The following is a 15,281-nucleotide window of genomic DNA, read 5'->3' on the forward strand; positions in this document are numbered from 1 at the left end:
TCATCACTAATTGCAAAGGGAATAAATAGGAGAACTGATGGATAAAGTCGTTATTGTCACGGGAGCGGGACGAGGAATTGGCGCACAAACAGCAAAGTTGCTGGCCAGTCAGGGATATGCGGTCGCGGTAAACTACCTGAAAAACCACCAACGTGCCAAGGAAGTGGTTGAAGACATTACTGCCAGTGGGGGACGAGCTTTTGCTGTACAGGCTGATGTTTCGGACGAACAGCAAGTTGAAGCTATGTTTGCTCAAGTTAGCGAGCGTTATGGCACCGTGACTCACTTGGTTAACAATGCTGGGGTGCTGTTTTCCCAGTGTACGTTGAGCGAGATAGACCTTACGCGATTTAAAAAAGTGATGGATTCGAATGTGGTGAGCTGCTTTCTGTGCAGTAAAACCTTCATCAATCAGTTGGATTCATCGGGTGCGATCGTTAATGTCTCCTCAGCGGCTTCAAGGACCGGAGCACCTTTTGAATACGTAGATTATGCGGCTTCAAAAGGAGCGATGGACTCATTGACCAAAGGCCTTTCTCTTGAGTTGGCGTCACGCAATATTCGCGTCAATGGCGTGAGGCCAGGCTGTATTTACACAGAAATGCACGCCGATGGGGGGGAACCAGGACGAGTGGACAGATTGGGGCCACAACTGCCTCTTGGACGTGGAGGTACGGCATTAGAAGTGGCGTATACTATTGCGTGGCTGCTTTCGGATGAAGCCTCGTTCGTCACGGGGTCGTTTATCGATATTGCTGGTGGACGCTAATGAGATGGGTATCAAACTGATTTGAGGCCCATTTTAGTTTGAATTGCTACGAGTTAACGCAGCAATGGTAAGTGGCCTGTTTTCACCAGTTTGACCGTTTCCTGTTCAACGAAAGGACAATGTGCACTCATGTGTGGACTACGTATCCAACAGCCTTGTGGGTATCGTCCATACTCATCGCAAAATTCACCAGATAACACAAATATTTCTTCTCCTCCGAAGTGTTTGTGAGGTTGAAATTTTTCACCAGCAGGCCATTTTACTAGCGCAACATGTTCATGCTCAAAGTCATGTAGGGGCATCACTTCAAGGCCACCAATTCCAGCACGCCATGTTTGCGTGTTGGTGTTTAGCCTGACAACGTCTTTATCTCTAGAGTCAAATTGGTTGAGTTTTACCAAAATGACACAGCCTTGTTGGCTAAAAGGTGCATGACTACTTTTTGGGGGATTGCGAAGATAGGTGCCTGCTGGGTAATCACCATGTTCATCAGAAAAGACGCCTTCTAACACAAAGATTTCTTCTCCAAGTGGATGATGGTGAGTGTTGAATTGAGACCCCGCCTCATAACGCACCACGCTGGTTGTATGACCTGATTCGGCTTCTTCTCGCTCAAGCGGTTTACGCCACACGCTTTTGGCAGGGCTAGCAACCCATTCCATTCTGGCTGTGTCAATCACCACTTGCTTGGTAAAGTTCATATTGAGCATGGTTTTCTCCTCGCTAGTCCCCTAAATGTCCTAAAGATTAGAGCTATCTGACTAGTCGTGCGAGATTTTTTAGGCTCTTGTACGCTGCGGTTGCGACTTCTCTTGGCAGACAAACGGTGAGTAGATCATCAATAAAATGCCCCAGTGCGCGGGCTTCAATTTGACGAATACCTTGTTGCTGTCTTGGCGTTAAGTAGTGATAGACGGACGCAGCCCCAAAATCACCAAAAATCATCTCGCCATCCGTATTGAACAAAACATTATGTGCGTATAAATCGCCATGGCAGACTTGGCTGTCATGCAAATGATTAAAAACATCCATCATCTGATAGACAATTTTTTCAATCTGACGAACCGATAAGGTGAAGTCTTGTTTGAACACATCTCGTGTACAGGTTTCTAACGTCGGTGGTAGTCCTAAATTGACGTAGTTGTCTGGGATCAGCTCCATGACTAAGGCGAGATGATTGTCTTCATTCACCTGTGCGATCGACTTAACTAGGTTGTTGTGATGTCCGGTTTGTAGGCAAGCTTGCAGTTCATCACTAGGGTAGCCATCACTGGTAACTTCTCCCTTAAAGACTTTGACTGCCACGTTATCGGGAAAGCTGAACGCGTCGTTGTGCCAATTTGCATGAGAGATCACGCCTGACGCACCTTGGCCCAATACGTGATTCAGGGTGTATGAGTCAGACGAGACTTGCGGAACCCCTTGCCTGGTATAAGATGTGTCACAGAATGGGTTGCCAGCAAAGGCCACCCAAGCGAGTTTGGGCAGTGTGAGTAGCACATCAGGGAACACGCTCAATTGGTTTGCTGACAGTCTGACCAGCTCGAGGTTGTGTAAGTGAGCAAAGCTATTTGGCAATGCTTCTATCTGATTACCAGCGAGAGCTAACTTCTTGAGTTGAGTTCGATAACCTAACGATTCAGGCAATTGGCGAATATGATTGTCGGTCAGAATCAACCAACGCAGTTGTGGCGGCAGTGACTCTTCGTCAACACATTTAATCTGATTACTCTTGAAGCCGACCATTTCCAGTTGTTTACACTGACCTAATACTAGCGGCAGGCTTGTAAAGCGGTTATTCGAGGCAAAAACAATCTTTAGTTTGGGCAGATCGGCAACCCATGCAGGCAGTTCACATAGCTGGTTATTTGAAACATCGAGAACTTCTAATGTTTCAGCTAACGTTAATATTTCTTGTGGTAACTCAGTGAGTTGATCGACAAGCTGAAGGCGTTGAATTCCTGATAATTCACCACGCTTAAGTTGTTCTACGCTATTCAAACTGACGGCCTTTCTATATTTGATGGGGGGGAAAGGGCGCTAGTTTACGTTGATATTCAATGTAACGCGAACGGAGAAGGTATTTTTAAATATCAAAGGTAAGCAAAGCTAGCCGAGCTGTTTTATGTTTATTAGTCGTTGTTCGCCGAGGTGGTTACTATAAATCGCAGCTGTTTGCTGTCTTAAATCAACCTCTAGTCGGACACTATCTAGAGCTTTTTTCCAGCTAAGTGTTAGGGCTTCTTTACCGCCTGTGAGGCTAAATTCGCCATTAAAAGCGGGATGAGTATTGCGTAGTTTAATCAGTTCTATTAAGCCCTTTACGACAGGTCGTGTAAGTCGTGCGTTAATTTCGTCTCGGTTGAGGTATGGGCGGTTTATATCGCGTCCAACTTGGGTTTGTTGGAGTAACGCCATGTCGTTTTCCATCGCAAGTAATCCAGCGTAGTAAACTTGCGGTACACCTGGGCTAAAGAATTGAATTGCACGCGCTATCAAATAATGGAAGTCGTTTCTTGCTAGCGCATCATAGTAGCTACAGTTGACTTGGTAGAGGTCAAGGTTGTTAGCCGCGGCTCCTGTCGCCAGTCGACTCTCATCCTTGCTGTTGGTATGAATGGTTTCGACTAGCTGGTTTAATTGCTCTGCATTAAGCAGCCCTGATTTTGAACCTTCAGGCCCTGCATCGATAATCCCAATGCCATCATGCGTATCCAGTACGGTCAGGCAGTTACGCGGTGCTACCTCAAGCCACTCAATCAGAGGATCGAAATTGTTGGCTGAAAGGGCATACAGCACTAAAGGTGGTAAGGCAAAGTCGTATACGCGATGTACTCGTGAAGCAACATCAATTTGTGTTTGATAATGGCTGTGGATTTCAGCGATGGTTTCCATTCCCAACTGTTTCGCTCGTTGGGACAATTGGTCGATAAAATCGAACGTTTCGTCCAGCATAAAGCAAGAGGTATTGGCACGTTTAATCGCATAACCTGCCGCATCTAAGCGAATGATTTTGACCCCGTTGTCGGCGAACAGTTGCAGCACTTGTTCAAGATAGGCTTCTCCCTGTGAGTGTTCGACATTGATATCTATCTGATTGTCGGTAAACGTTGTCCAGAAATTAACTTGCTGCCCTGATTGAAGTGTTTTCAAACTAAAACACGCGTTAGGGCGGGGACGGTAAATCGCATTGGCTTGCTCATCGGTAATGCCATTTGGGAATATGTCCTGCTCTTTTAGAAACAGCGGCCAGAATGGGGACTCTTCACCTTGTTGTAAAACATCTAAAAACTGCGGCGATTGCGCTGAAGCATGATTGACGATGAGATCCGCCATGATGTCGCAATGCTTCCCGAGTTTCTTTATTTCATCCCATGAGCCAAGTCGAGAGTCGACTTGGCGATGATCTATCGGATCGAAACCAGCATCGCTACCATCAATCGGGTAGAAGAAAGGCAGCAGGTGGACGCTGGCAAATAGTTCGGCGAAATCGGTTGTTAGCAATTTGGTTAAGCTAGAAAGATCCCCTCCGGTAAGGCGATCAACATAGGTGATTAACTGGACTTTATTTTCCATTATGTGGCCTCATGTTGACAGACTCGCACTGAGTTAAAGGTGTTTAAGTGAAATACCATCTTGATTAAACAGATGGATTTTCTCGGCCTCAGCCTTGAGATGAATCTCTTCACCTCGATGGAAATCTAAAATGCCCGGCAGCTTCGCCACAATTGTTTGATCATTGCCTTCAACATTGATGTGCAGCAGCGTGACTTCACCAAGCGATTCAACAAACAGCACTGTCCCAGATATGAGTGCTTCCTCTTGATTGGCGACTAGGAAGTCCTCTGGGCGTACTCCTAGTTTAAGTGAGCTTCCTATAAGTTCACTTTCGGCTCTAATCGGAATGGTTACGGTAAGCCCGCTGTCTGCCCTGACAGTGCAGCTTTCCCCTCCCTCTAGCATGCTAGCGGCGGTTAAGTTCATTGCCGGAGAGCCAATAAACTGGGCGACAAAAACATTGGCTGGATTGCTGTAGAGTTCGAGTGGCGTTCCTACCTGCTCAATTTTTCCGGCAGACAGCACCACGATCCTATCAGCAAGTGTCATTGCTTCGACTTGATCATGGGTAACGTAAACCATAGTGGTTTGCTTAAGTTGTTCTTTGAGGTTGGCTATCTCGATTCGTGTTTGGACTCGTAAGGCGGCATCCAAATTAGAAAGCGGCTCGTCAAATAGGAATACTTTCGGCTGACGAACAATCGCGCGTCCAATCGCAACACGCTGCCGCTGTCCTCCCGAAAGTGCTTTCGGTAAGCGATCGAGATAAGGCTCAAGCTGCAGCATTCTGGCGGCTTCCATGACTCGTTCATGAATCGCTTCTTTGGGCTCTTTGGCGATTCGCATCGCAAACGCCATATTGTCGTAAACCGTCATATGCGGGTAAAGGGCGTAAGTTTGAAACACCATTGCAATCCCTCGCATGGCGGCTGGTAATTCGTTGACACGTGCCCCCTCAATAAACAGATCGCCGGAAGTAATATCTTCAAGCCCCGCTATCATGCGCAGCAAGGTTGATTTTCCACAGCCAGAGGGGCCAACAAAAACAATAAATTCACCCTGTTTAACATCTAGATCTATTCCGTGTAGGACTTGAGTGTCACCGTATGATTTTTTTACATTGGTTAAAGCTAATCCTGTCATTTCATTATTCTCATCATATGCTGGTGGTTTATTTGACTGAGCCAGAAAGAAGGCCACGAACTAAGTAACGCTGTAGGGCGAAAAAGACTGCTAGGGGAACGGCTATCGAAACAAATGCCGAAGCGGTCAAAATTTCCCAGTTGCCACCTCGGGAGCCAAGTAGTTCACGTAAACGCGCAGTCAATACCATGTGTTCTTCGCCTGTGCCTAAGAACACGGTTGCGACAAGTAGATCATTCCATACCCATAAGAATTGGAAGATGCCAAACGAGGCGAGGGCAGGGAAAGATAGTGGTAGAACAATGCGCATAAAAATTTCAAAATCCGTTGCGCCATCAACTTTGGCCGATTCAATGATCTCTCGCGGTAGGCTCGAAATGTAGTTCCGCAATAGATAGATGGCGAGAGGTAAGCCAAACCCAGTATGGGCCAGCCAAATACCGAGGTAAGTTTTGGCACCAACCCCAAAGAATGCGCCTATATCGTTGTAGAGCCTGAGCAGTGGGATCAATGACATTTGTAGTGGGACCACGAGTAAGCCAACAACTAGTGCTATCAAAAGGTTACGCCCCGGCATTTTCATCCATGACAGAGCATAGGCCGCATAAGCAGCAATCAGAATGGGGATGATGGTTGCGGGTATCGTCACGGTGAGGGAGTTGATAAAGGAGCGACCTATACCTTCGGCGGTGAGGACTTCCTCATAGTTGGCTAGGCCAAACTTAGGTGCGACCACTGCAGTGTAGAAAATGCGTTTACCTCTTGAACCTTTGAATGGTTCAAGAGAGGTCATTTTATATTCTCCATTTTCTTCTACCGTGAGTGTGCCACCTCCGTTCATTTCTGCTACTTCACCTGGCAAGTAACGAGTTGGTTCACGTGAAGAGAAACCAAATGCGCTGATTGTGCTAGGCTTGCCATCCACTAAAAGTTGTCCACTTAAGACGTAGTTATTACCTTGCTTTACTTGCTTACTTGGATCATCTGTACGCTCGACTAAGTTTTGCTGTGAAGCGGTGAGCGAAGTCCACCAGCCGGAGAGGGCTAATTGATCTTTATCGCGGAAAGATGAGATGAATAGTCCTGCGGTAGGCAGTGTCCATAGAACGACAATGACCATGACAGAAAAGTGCACAAGTAAGGTTAATGGCGAGCGTCTTAGTTTACTGAGGCCAAACTTAGCGTCATTCGCCGCTGTAGTATTCGACATTAACGATCCTCCATTTGCGCGCTAGCTTGGCGCATGTTCCAAACCATAACTGGCACAACCGCAACCATAATAATGACGGCGATGGCAGCACCGCGGCCAAAGTCTCCGCCGCCACGGAACATCCAGTCGAACATCATGTTTGCCAGAACTTGGGTGCTCCATTGACCGTTGGTCATGGCTAATACGATATCGAACACTTTGAGTACTAGGATGGTGATCGTTGTCCACACCACCGCGATGGTGCCCCAAATTTGTGGTATCAAGATTTTGAAGAATATCTGCACGCCACTCGCGCCGTCTAAAATGGCGGCCTCAACTGTCTCCTCCGGAATACCGCGTAGTGCAGCAGAGAGGATTACCATGGCGAATCCGGTTTGGATCCAGATTAAGATCACCATTAAAAAGAAGTTGTTCCAAAATGGAATAGTGATCCAAGCTTGAGCCGTTCCGCCAAATGCTTCAACAATGGCATTGAGGATACCAATCTGTTCAGAGCCAGGAGCGCGGTAATCGTAGACAAACTTCCAGATGATAGATGCACCAATGAACGAGATAGCCATCGGCATAAAAATCAAGCTTTTCGCTATATTGCCCCAACTGACTCTATCGGTGAGTGCGGCGATAACTAGACCAAAGAAGGTTGACGCTGCAGGAACAACCAACAACCAGAGTAGGTTGTTGAACAATGATTCGCGAAACTCAGGATCGTTAAATAGCCAAAGGTAGTTCGACAAGCCAACAAACTGATCTCCATTCCTATCGTGCAAAGAGAGTGCCACAGACTCAAACACAGGATAAACCAAATACAAGCCTAAGAAACTCAGTGCAGGACCAAGAAACAGCCATGGTCGAATGGAGGCGGCACGGCGTAGGTTACGAGCCATTACCTGATTAGAGACGTTTTTGCTCGGAAAAATTAGGGTTAGCAGCCAGTTAGTCCCTAGAAAATAGACCACGCAACTTGCGACACCTAACGCCATAATAAATAAAGAAGAGTAAAGCTGTTCCATCGCTATCTGACCTTAAGCAGCCGAAATGAATATCGAGGTGACAAAAAGCCGGTAGCCATATGCTACCGGCTTAATAGCCAAACGGGGTTATTTCAATGCATCCCACGTGGTTTGCACATCGTTCGCGACGTCTTGTGCAGATTTACCGCCGCTATAATCGACCATGCCCGTCCAGAAAGCGCCAGCGCCAATTTTACCTGGCATCAGATCGGAACCGTCAAAGCGGAACGTAGTAGCTTGCAGCAAAATTTCACCTTGTTTTTTCAAGGTCTCATTACCATAAGCTTCAACATTGGCACCTTTGTGCGGGGTTAAGAAGCCAGATTGTGCCATCCAAATTTCATGAGCAATCGGAGATTGGAGGAATTCCATAAAGGCACGTGTCGCTGGAGAGTCTTTGGTGATACTCCACATAGTACCCGCACCAAGCACTGGTTTACCGAGATCCTTAGACTCATAAGCAGGGAAGTAGAAGAAGTCCGCATCAGCCCCTAGTTCTGTCCCTTCAGGGAAGAAGCTTGGAATGAAAGAGGCTTGGCGGTGCATGTAACACTTCGCTGGAGATGTAAATAGTCCTTTAGGAGAATCACGGAAATCAGTTGCGGCTACTGCTCGTGCCCCACCGTCGACATAGGCATCGTTTCTGACAAACCAACCAAACTCCTCAATGGCATTCACAACTTTGGCATCATTGAATTTAAGTTCATTAGTGACCCATTTGTCATAATCGGCTGGTGACTGCGTGCGTAGCATCATATCTTCCACCCAGTCAGTCGCTGGCCAGCCAGTTGCTCCGCCAGAACCTAACCCGACACACCAAGGCGTTGCGCCATCTTTGACAATTTGCTCGGTCAGAGCTTTCAACTCTTCCATGCTTTGTGGTACTTCATAGCCAGCATCTTCAAAGTTTTCAGGTACATACCAAACTAACGATTTGAGATCGACCTTATAGAAAAAGCCATATAATGCATCTTTGCCATCTTTACCTGCAAACGTCCCTAGGTCTACCCAAGATGAACCAGCGGCATAGTTGTCATTTATCCATTGGGCTGTTTTAGGCTCTAGTGGTGTTAAGAAACCTTTGGATGCAAGATCGGCAGCTAGGCCTGGCTGTGGGAAAATGGCGATATTTGGTGCGCTACCTGCTTGAACATCGATGGCGATTTGTTGTTCGAAGGAATCTGAACCTGAGTAGTTGACCTTTGCGCCAGTGGCTTGCTCAAAATAGGCAACAACACTTTCAACTAGCGCTTTATCTTCGGTTAACCAAGGCCCAAAAATAGTCACAGTTTGGCCTGTAAGATCTTGGCTTTTAAGTGCTTCGTAACTTTGCCAATTGAAGCGAGCATCGTCGCCAGGCGCATACTTTAAGTCGGCAGCAAGGGTAGGAAGGGAGAGTATTGCGACAGCAATCGTACTAGCAAGTAGGGTGGTTTTCATTGGTTAGACTCCGTGTTCAGATACCTAATTAACGTTTCTTGTTATAAAACCGAGCTGAGTTACCTCATGCGAATACTGCTTCATTCAGGTAATGTCTTAATCGATTAAGTTGTCAGTATATAAAATAGAAGTTGCTATTAAACTTGCTTGTTCTTTGACCTAAAATTGTGCTTTTTATCATGTTTTAGTGGCTTTCTTGGTGTGAAGTTTGATCGCATTCAAAGTTGATGCACTGAGCGTTTTTACATCAGTATTTATTTTTACTTAATCGTTTTAGACTTTGGGAAAATATTGACTATCTTTGCTTATAGATTCGATGCAATGAACGCTGGGCGACCATGCAAAACAAAAAAACAACACTTAAAACGGTAGCTCAATACTTGGGCGTTTCAACTGCAACGGTTTCTAATGCGTTTAATCGACCGAATCAGCTGTCTAAAGCGCTGCGAGAAAAAATACTCTCGGAATGTGAAAACCTTGGTTACAGTGGGCCGAGTATTACCGCTCGTAGTTTACGCACGGGTAAAACAGGTGTGATTGGTCTGCTATTGGCTGACAATCTTGCGTTTAACTTTACCGATCCCGTAGCGACAGAGTTCCTCACGGGGATCTCCCAACTGCTCGATCAAGAACACGTCAACATGTTGATGCTGCCTTCTACAATAGAGAACTACCAAAATACTCAGGTTGAAACCATCCCTGATAGCTTCATTGTTTACGGTAAACCGATGGATGCTAATGTGATGAATCTGATTACCCGTCAGCGTAAGCCGCTAGTGACTGTGGACTTTTGTTGGGCAGAGATGCCATCAATTAACGTCGACAATGAGCAGGCGTGCTATGACATTGCTTGTCATGCGATTCGCAGTCCTCAAGATAAAATTTTGATCCTCGGTTTACGCCTTGAATCAACCAATGCATTAGCATTGGCAAATTTAGACAAACTGTATACAGAGGAAGAGTCAGTTTCGCGCTGTCGTTTTGAGGGCTACAAGCGAGCGATACGCGATAAAGGAGCTGTGCTAGAGATTGGAAATGTATGGCAGATACATGAGCTTGAGAAAAATGCGCTAAAGACCATGCTGCGTGGAGCGTTGACCTCGCCACAGCGAGCTGATGTGTTGCTGTGTATGAGTGATAAAATCGCCCTAGCAGCACTAGAGGTGACGCAAGAGCTCGATTTACGGGTACCGCAAGAGATTCGCATCGTCGGCTTCGATGATATTCCTGCTGCCGAACCCGCTGGGTTAACTACGGTTAGGCAGCCAATAATGCATAAAGGTCAACTTGCAGCCCAGATGGCTATGGGCCAGATCCCTTATCAAACAATAGTTCTTGATACTGAATTGATACATCGCAGTACCACTTAGGGTTTATTTAATACGCTAGAGGAGTAATTATCATGAGCACACAGCAATTAGAGAGGCGCTGGTGGCACAATGCGGTCGTATACCAAATCTATCCGCGTAGTTTCAACGATACAAATGGCGATGGTATTGGCGATATTCCAGGGATTATCGAAAAGCTTGATTATATCGCTGGACTGGGTGCGAATGTGATTTGGTTGAGCCCTGTGTATCAATCTCCAATGGATGACAATGGTTATGATATCTCTGACTATCAGAGTATTGCGCCAGAGTTTGGCACCATGGCGGATATGGACTCTTTGATTGAACAAGCAGATAAGCGTGGCATCAAAATTGTTATGGATTTGGTGGTTAATCATACCTCTGATCAGCATCCGTGGTTTATTGAATCGAGCAGCTCAACAGATAACCCTAAACGCGATTGGTATATCTGGAAAGATCCTAAGTCTGATGGTAGTGAGCCGAATAACTGGGAATCGTTTTTTAAACCCAAAGCTTGGACGCTTGATGAACAGACAGATCAGTACTATCTGCACCTGTTTAGTAATAAACAGCCTGATCTTAACTGGGCTAATCCGCAAGTTCGTGAAGCCATCTATGAGATGATGCACTTTTGGCTCAAAAAAGGGCTAGGTGGTTTTCGTATGGACGTTATTAACATGATCGGCAAACCATCCGATTTTCCTGACGCTACGATTTTTGATCAGGGTGTGGCTGGCTGGGAACATTGGTCAAATAACTTACTGGTTCACCAATACTTACGAGAAATGCATGACAAAGTGCTCAAGCATTACGATGTATTAACGGTGGGGGAAACACCATTTACAACGACGTTAGACGGGCGTTATTACTCACATCCCGCTCGAAACGAAATTAGTATGATCTTTCAGTTCGAGCACGTCAGTATTGATCGGGAAGAGCATAATGCGGTGAAGAAACCCTTCGATTTAGTTCAATACAAAGAGATCATGGCGCGTTGGCAGGAAGACTTGTACCAAAAAGGGTGGAATAGCCTTTACTGGAGCAACCATGATCAACCGCGCACCGTTTCACGTTATGGATGTGATTCTGCCCAGTATAGGCTTGTTAGCGCCAAAATGTTGGGAACCGTACTGCATATGATGAGCGGTACTCCCTATGTTTATCAGGGCGAAGAGATAGGCATGACCAACAAATGTTTCAACTCAATCGATGAGTTTAATGACTTGATGGCCAAGTTCCACTATCAAAAAATGCGAGAGCGCGGTGTCAGTGAGACTGAGGCTATCGCTTTTTTGAATGATTTCTCTCGTGATCATGCACGGGTACCAATTCAATGGAACCAGCAAGCAAACGCAGGCTTCACTACTGGGAAACCGTGGCTACCTGTGAATGACAATTATCAAGAAATTAATGCAGAGCAAGCGCTCAGTGATCCTAACTCAATTTATCATCACTACCGTCAGTTAATCGCGCTTCGTCAAGGTATAGAGTATGGCGATGTTGTTGTTTACGGCGATCATAAACTGCTTGACCCTGATGATGCAGATGTATACGCCTATATCCGCTCCTATAAAGGCAAGTCATTACTTACTATCGCCAACTTTACCGCCAATGAGTTAGTTAGGCATTATGATGGGCGACTTAAACAGGTAGTAATAAATAACTACTCAAGTTCCGTAAGCACTCTCGACCGGTTAACATTGCAACCCTACCAAGCTGTTGTTGTCGAGCTGGTCTAACCAAACATTGCCACCGAATCAAGGTGGCTTTTTTACACTGTAAATAAGTTATTGCAAGGCATCTACTCATGTGAGTTAACATAAAGCACCACTGAGCAAAATACCCCTACAAAGCGTGCTTTGTATCAAGCTAATCTCTATAAGCAGAATGACTAAAACCGTTTCTATGGTTAACTTTCAGCAAAGCGAATCAATAGATCAGTACGATGAAAACAGTGTTAATGACCGGCCTGAGCGGAAGTCTTGGACCAAAAGTGTCCAAACAGTTTCAATCACGAGGCTGGAATGTACTTGAGTGGAACCACCATCAGGTCTCGCCATCTCAAGAAAACAAATGTAAGGAATTCTGGCACAGTCACCATTTTGATGCGGTGTGTCATATGGCAATGGGCAGTGAGGATTGGGCTTCATGGTTGGCACAGCAGTGTTTGCGTGAAAACCTCCCTTATCTGTTTGTTAGCACGGCTATGGTGTTTGACGCTAAGGTTAATGGACCGTATGGGATTTTTAGTCAACGTAATGCAGTAGACGATTACGGGCAATACAAGATACGCAGTGAAGATGCGATATGGCAGGTGAACCCAAATGCAATGATCGCTCGCATTGGTTGGCAAATGCATGATGACAGCAGTGGCAATAATATGCTCGCTCACCTAGAGGCTCAGCATCGAGAAAAAGGGGTCTTAACAGCCAGCACACATTGGTATCCGGCTACGTCTCACATGGACGACACAGCGCTAGCGTTTTTACAATTGATTGAGCGCAACGAAGCCGGTCTTTACCATTTAGACAGCAACGCTCAGGAACGTTGGAGTTTCTATGAACTTGTCTGCGCTTTAAAACTGCATTACGGGAAAGATTGGCAGGTTGTACCCTGTGATGATTACCAACACGATCAACGTCTGCAAGATGAACGTATTGGCTTACCTCCGCTCAGCTCACGTTTCAAACGTCCACAACTGCTTTGTTCTGCGGGTATCCTTGGCAGCAAGTGGGGTAGAACACATGTTCCTCACTATAGAGCGGCTGGTCTTGATGTTGCCGCTATGTGCGCAAAGAACCTGCCGCAATTAGAGCAAGTGTGCGCAGCAGAAAATATTGTTCGTGCCACTACAGATATCCATGAGTTAAACGATCTAGATGTCGTCACCGTCGCGACTCCAGCAGATCAACACAGCAACTGTATTGAAACTCTCTCTAGGCCAAACCTCATTTGCGAAAAGCCTTTGCTTGGGTTGCATGGCGATATACAAGTGTGGGCAAAGTCGAATCAACGCATCTTAGTCAATTATGCCTTTGCTCAACTAGAGACGGCAAAATGTATCGAGCAATGGTTAGACACGCAGAATACCGCATGTGATGTCATTCTTGATTGCTATGTCAACTTACCGGGAGATATGTCTGTTCAACAATGGTTTGTCGAGGTTGCCAGCCATCCGTTATCTTGGTTACTGCACTATTTTGGCGAGTTTTCACAAGCAAAGGTAACTCAATCCGATGATGTGATATCCGTCCAGCTTAGCTGTGGAGTACATCGGTTGAGCATTAATTTAATGCTTAATGGGGAAGAGGGGATCGAATATCAATTCAATATTCGCTCTGATTCGACATTGAATTGCAAAGGCTATTACCGAGTCGGTAAAAAGTGGCGTTTTGAGCCAGTAGAGGTTGATGGAAAAGCGATCAATCACGGTGAATATACTGAGTCTGACTGCTGGCAAGATGCGAATCGCAGAAGTGTCGCGCTGATGATTGCAATGTTCAACCGCAGCGTCGACTGGGAATTTGGTTTACGCCAAGGGGCGTTTGATACCCGTAAAGCGATACTTATAGAAAAAGTGTTTGCCCAGTCGTGAAAGTGATCAACTAAAAGCCATTTTAGAGGTGCAGGAGCCACATCTAGCTTGCACCTTAAATCTGCAACTTACCTAGATGTGACTGTATGTCTTGCTCTGAATCTGCGTATTTTTGCGCGACGGATCGGCATTGTTCAGAAATCTCAACAAACGCATCCAACATATCAGGATCAAAGTGACTGCCTCGGCCTTCAATCATGATGGTCATGGCTTTTTCATGAGAGAAGGGTGGCTTGTACACCCTGCGACTGATCAAGGCATCGTATACATCTGCAATTGCCATAATGCGGGCAGATATAGGGATTGCTTCACCCGCTAAGCCTTCTGGGTAACCTGAGCCGTCCCATTTTTCTTGATGGCTGTATGCAATCTCTTTGGCAAAGAGTAAGAAATCACTCGGTTCTGACAGCTTTTTCTCTGCCGCGAGCAGGGCATCTCGTCCGTAGACAGTGTGAAGTTTCATCACTTCAAACTCTTCTTCAGTCAGCTTACCAGGTTTGAGCAGAATTGCGTCAGGCACGCCAACTTTGCCAATATCGTGTAAAGGGGCGGCTTTGTACAATTGAGTAATAATCTCTGGTGTCAGAAAGTGTGAGAAGCGCGGATGAGAAGAGAGAGCCTCTGCCAGCAGTTTGACATAAAGTTGAGTGCGCTTGATATGGTTGCCAGTTTCAGGGTCTCTTGATTCAGCTAGGGCCCCCATGGCTTCCATCGCGACATCATGCAACTCATCTAACTGACGAGTTCGTTCATTGACTTTTTCTTCCAATAGGCGGTTTTGCTCTTGGAGTAAATCACGCGCTTCTTTTAGCGCTAAGTGGTTTTTTACACGCTCTAATACGATAGGGGCGCTAATCGGTTTGGTTATGTAATCTACCGCACCTAATGAAAGCCCTTTGGCTTCATCTTCGACCGCAACTTTGGCTGTGAGGAAAACGACGGGAATATCTTGGGTTATGACGTCGCTTTTTAAGCATTCACAGACCTCGTAGCCATCCATTTCAGGCATCATCACGTCGAGCAAGATCAAATCAGGAGCAGGGTTAGATAAGGCAAGCTTCAGCGCTTTTTCACCGTTGGTGGCAATTTTTGTTTTATACCGATCTTTCAAGATGTTGTTGAGCAAAGAAACATTTGCTGGAGTATCATCCACGATCAAGATCGTTTTTTTGTCATTCATTCAATTTTACCATTCATTGAAGTGTCC

The 15,281-nt window shown here is 45.9% G+C and carries 12 protein-coding genes; 4 read left to right on the top strand and 8 right to left on the bottom strand.

Annotated features, from left to right (window positions below):
* Positions 1 to 37 precede the first annotated feature (37 nt).
* Positions 38 to 769, top strand: coding sequence for an SDR family oxidoreductase (locus TW81_RS15940; RefSeq protein ID WP_045956724.1), 732 nt, complete (start codon positions 38 to 40; stop codon positions 767 to 769).
* A 53-nt stretch (positions 770 to 822) separates the two neighbouring features.
* On the opposite strand, the gene TW81_RS15945 is transcribed toward TW81_RS15940, so the two are convergent.
* The 7 genes from TW81_RS15945 to TW81_RS15975 all read right to left on the bottom strand — a co-directional run bounded on the left by TW81_RS15945 (position 823) and on the right by TW81_RS15975 (position 9,130).
* Positions 823 to 1,479, bottom strand: a complete 657-nt coding sequence (locus TW81_RS15945; RefSeq protein WP_045956725.1) for a cupin domain-containing protein — start codon at positions 1,477 to 1,479, stop codon at positions 823 to 825.
* Positions 1,480 to 1,522: 43 nt separating this feature from the next.
* The gene (locus TW81_RS15950) at positions 1,523 to 2,770 is read right to left on the bottom strand and encodes a leucine-rich repeat-containing protein kinase family protein (RefSeq protein ID WP_045956726.1); all 1,248 of its coding nucleotides are present in this window, start codon (positions 2,768 to 2,770) and stop codon (positions 1,523 to 1,525) included.
* A 108-nt stretch (positions 2,771 to 2,878) separates the two neighbouring features.
* Complete coding sequence (gene gtfA, locus TW81_RS15955; protein ID WP_045956727.1) at positions 2,879 to 4,345, bottom strand: sucrose phosphorylase; 1,467 nt, start codon at positions 4,343 to 4,345, stop codon at positions 2,879 to 2,881.
* Between the two features lie 33 nt (positions 4,346 to 4,378).
* The gene (locus TW81_RS15960; RefSeq protein WP_045956728.1) at positions 4,379 to 5,470 is read right to left on the bottom strand and encodes an ABC transporter ATP-binding protein; all 1,092 of its coding nucleotides are present in this window, start codon (positions 5,468 to 5,470) and stop codon (positions 4,379 to 4,381) included.
* A 28-nt stretch (positions 5,471 to 5,498) separates the two neighbouring features.
* Entirely contained in the window at positions 5,499 to 6,680 is a 1,182-nt protein-coding gene (locus TW81_RS15965; protein ID WP_045956729.1) for a carbohydrate ABC transporter permease, read from the bottom strand.
* The gene (locus TW81_RS15970; protein WP_045956730.1) at positions 6,680 to 7,690 is read right to left on the bottom strand and encodes a carbohydrate ABC transporter permease; all 1,011 of its coding nucleotides are present in this window, start codon (positions 7,688 to 7,690) and stop codon (positions 6,680 to 6,682) included. The genes TW81_RS15965 and TW81_RS15970 overlap by 1 nt, the downstream gene beginning before the upstream one ends.
* Before the next feature lie 87 nt (positions 7,691 to 7,777).
* Complete coding sequence (locus tag TW81_RS15975) at positions 7,778 to 9,130, bottom strand: ABC transporter substrate-binding protein (RefSeq protein WP_045956731.1); 1,353 nt, start codon at positions 9,128 to 9,130, stop codon at positions 7,778 to 7,780.
* A 338-nt stretch (positions 9,131 to 9,468) separates the two neighbouring features.
* Between TW81_RS15975 and TW81_RS15980 the strand changes: the two genes are divergently transcribed.
* The 3 genes from TW81_RS15980 (at position 9,469) to TW81_RS15990 (ending at position 14,074) form a co-directional block, all read left to right on the top strand.
* The gene (locus TW81_RS15980; RefSeq protein ID WP_045956732.1) at positions 9,469 to 10,500 is read left to right on the top strand and encodes a LacI family DNA-binding transcriptional regulator; all 1,032 of its coding nucleotides are present in this window, start codon (positions 9,469 to 9,471) and stop codon (positions 10,498 to 10,500) included.
* Between the two features lie 32 nt (positions 10,501 to 10,532).
* Positions 10,533 to 12,218 carry a glycoside hydrolase family 13 protein gene (locus tag TW81_RS15985; protein WP_045956733.1) on the top strand — a complete coding sequence of 562 codons (1,686 nt, stop codon included), beginning with the start codon at positions 10,533 to 10,535 and terminating at the stop codon, positions 12,216 to 12,218.
* Positions 12,219 to 12,424: 206 nt separating this feature from the next.
* On the top strand, positions 12,425 to 14,074 hold the full coding sequence (locus TW81_RS15990; protein WP_045956734.1) for a sugar nucleotide-binding protein: 1,650 nt from the start codon (positions 12,425 to 12,427) through the stop codon (positions 14,072 to 14,074).
* A 55-nt stretch (positions 14,075 to 14,129) separates the two neighbouring features.
* On the opposite strand, the gene TW81_RS15995 is transcribed toward TW81_RS15990, so the two are convergent.
* Complete coding sequence (locus TW81_RS15995; RefSeq protein ID WP_045956735.1) at positions 14,130 to 15,254, bottom strand: response regulator; 1,125 nt, start codon at positions 15,252 to 15,254, stop codon at positions 14,130 to 14,132.
* Between the last annotated feature and the right edge of the window lie 27 nt (positions 15,255 to 15,281).

Source organism: Vibrio galatheae (assembly GCF_000967545.1).
Taxonomy (GTDB): domain Bacteria; phylum Pseudomonadota; class Gammaproteobacteria; order Enterobacterales; family Vibrionaceae; genus Vibrio; species Vibrio galatheae.

What these genes read in the sequence shown, in the direction of transcription:
- TW81_RS15940 (WP_045956724.1), top strand. Translation starts at nt 38, where the DNA reads ATGGATAAAGTCGTTATTGTCACGGGAGCGGGACGAGGAATTGGCGCA.
- TW81_RS15945 (WP_045956725.1), bottom strand. Translation starts at nt 1,479, where the DNA reads ATGCTCAATATGAACTTTACCAAGCAAGTGGTGATTGACACAGCCAGA.
- gtfA (WP_045956727.1), bottom strand. Translation starts at nt 4,345, where the DNA reads ATGGAAAATAAAGTCCAGTTAATCACCTATGTTGATCGCCTTACCGGA.
- TW81_RS15960 (WP_045956728.1), bottom strand. Translation starts at nt 5,470, where the DNA reads ATGACAGGATTAGCTTTAACCAATGTAAAAAAATCATACGGTGACACT.
- TW81_RS15965 (WP_045956729.1), bottom strand. Translation starts at nt 6,680, where the DNA reads ATGTCGAATACTACAGCGGCGAATGACGCTAAGTTTGGCCTCAGTAAA.
- TW81_RS15970 (WP_045956730.1), bottom strand. Translation starts at nt 7,690, where the DNA reads ATGGAACAGCTTTACTCTTCTTTATTTATTATGGCGTTAGGTGTCGCA.
- TW81_RS15975 (WP_045956731.1), bottom strand. Translation starts at nt 9,130, where the DNA reads ATGAAAACCACCCTACTTGCTAGTACGATTGCTGTCGCAATACTCTCC.
- TW81_RS15980 (WP_045956732.1), top strand. Translation starts at nt 9,469, where the DNA reads ATGCAAAACAAAAAAACAACACTTAAAACGGTAGCTCAATACTTGGGC.
- TW81_RS15985 (WP_045956733.1), top strand. Translation starts at nt 10,533, where the DNA reads ATGAGCACACAGCAATTAGAGAGGCGCTGGTGGCACAATGCGGTCGTA.
- TW81_RS15990 (WP_045956734.1), top strand. Translation starts at nt 12,425, where the DNA reads ATGAAAACAGTGTTAATGACCGGCCTGAGCGGAAGTCTTGGACCAAAA.
- TW81_RS15995 (WP_045956735.1), bottom strand. Translation starts at nt 15,254, where the DNA reads ATGAATGACAAAAAAACGATCTTGATCGTGGATGATACTCCAGCAAAT.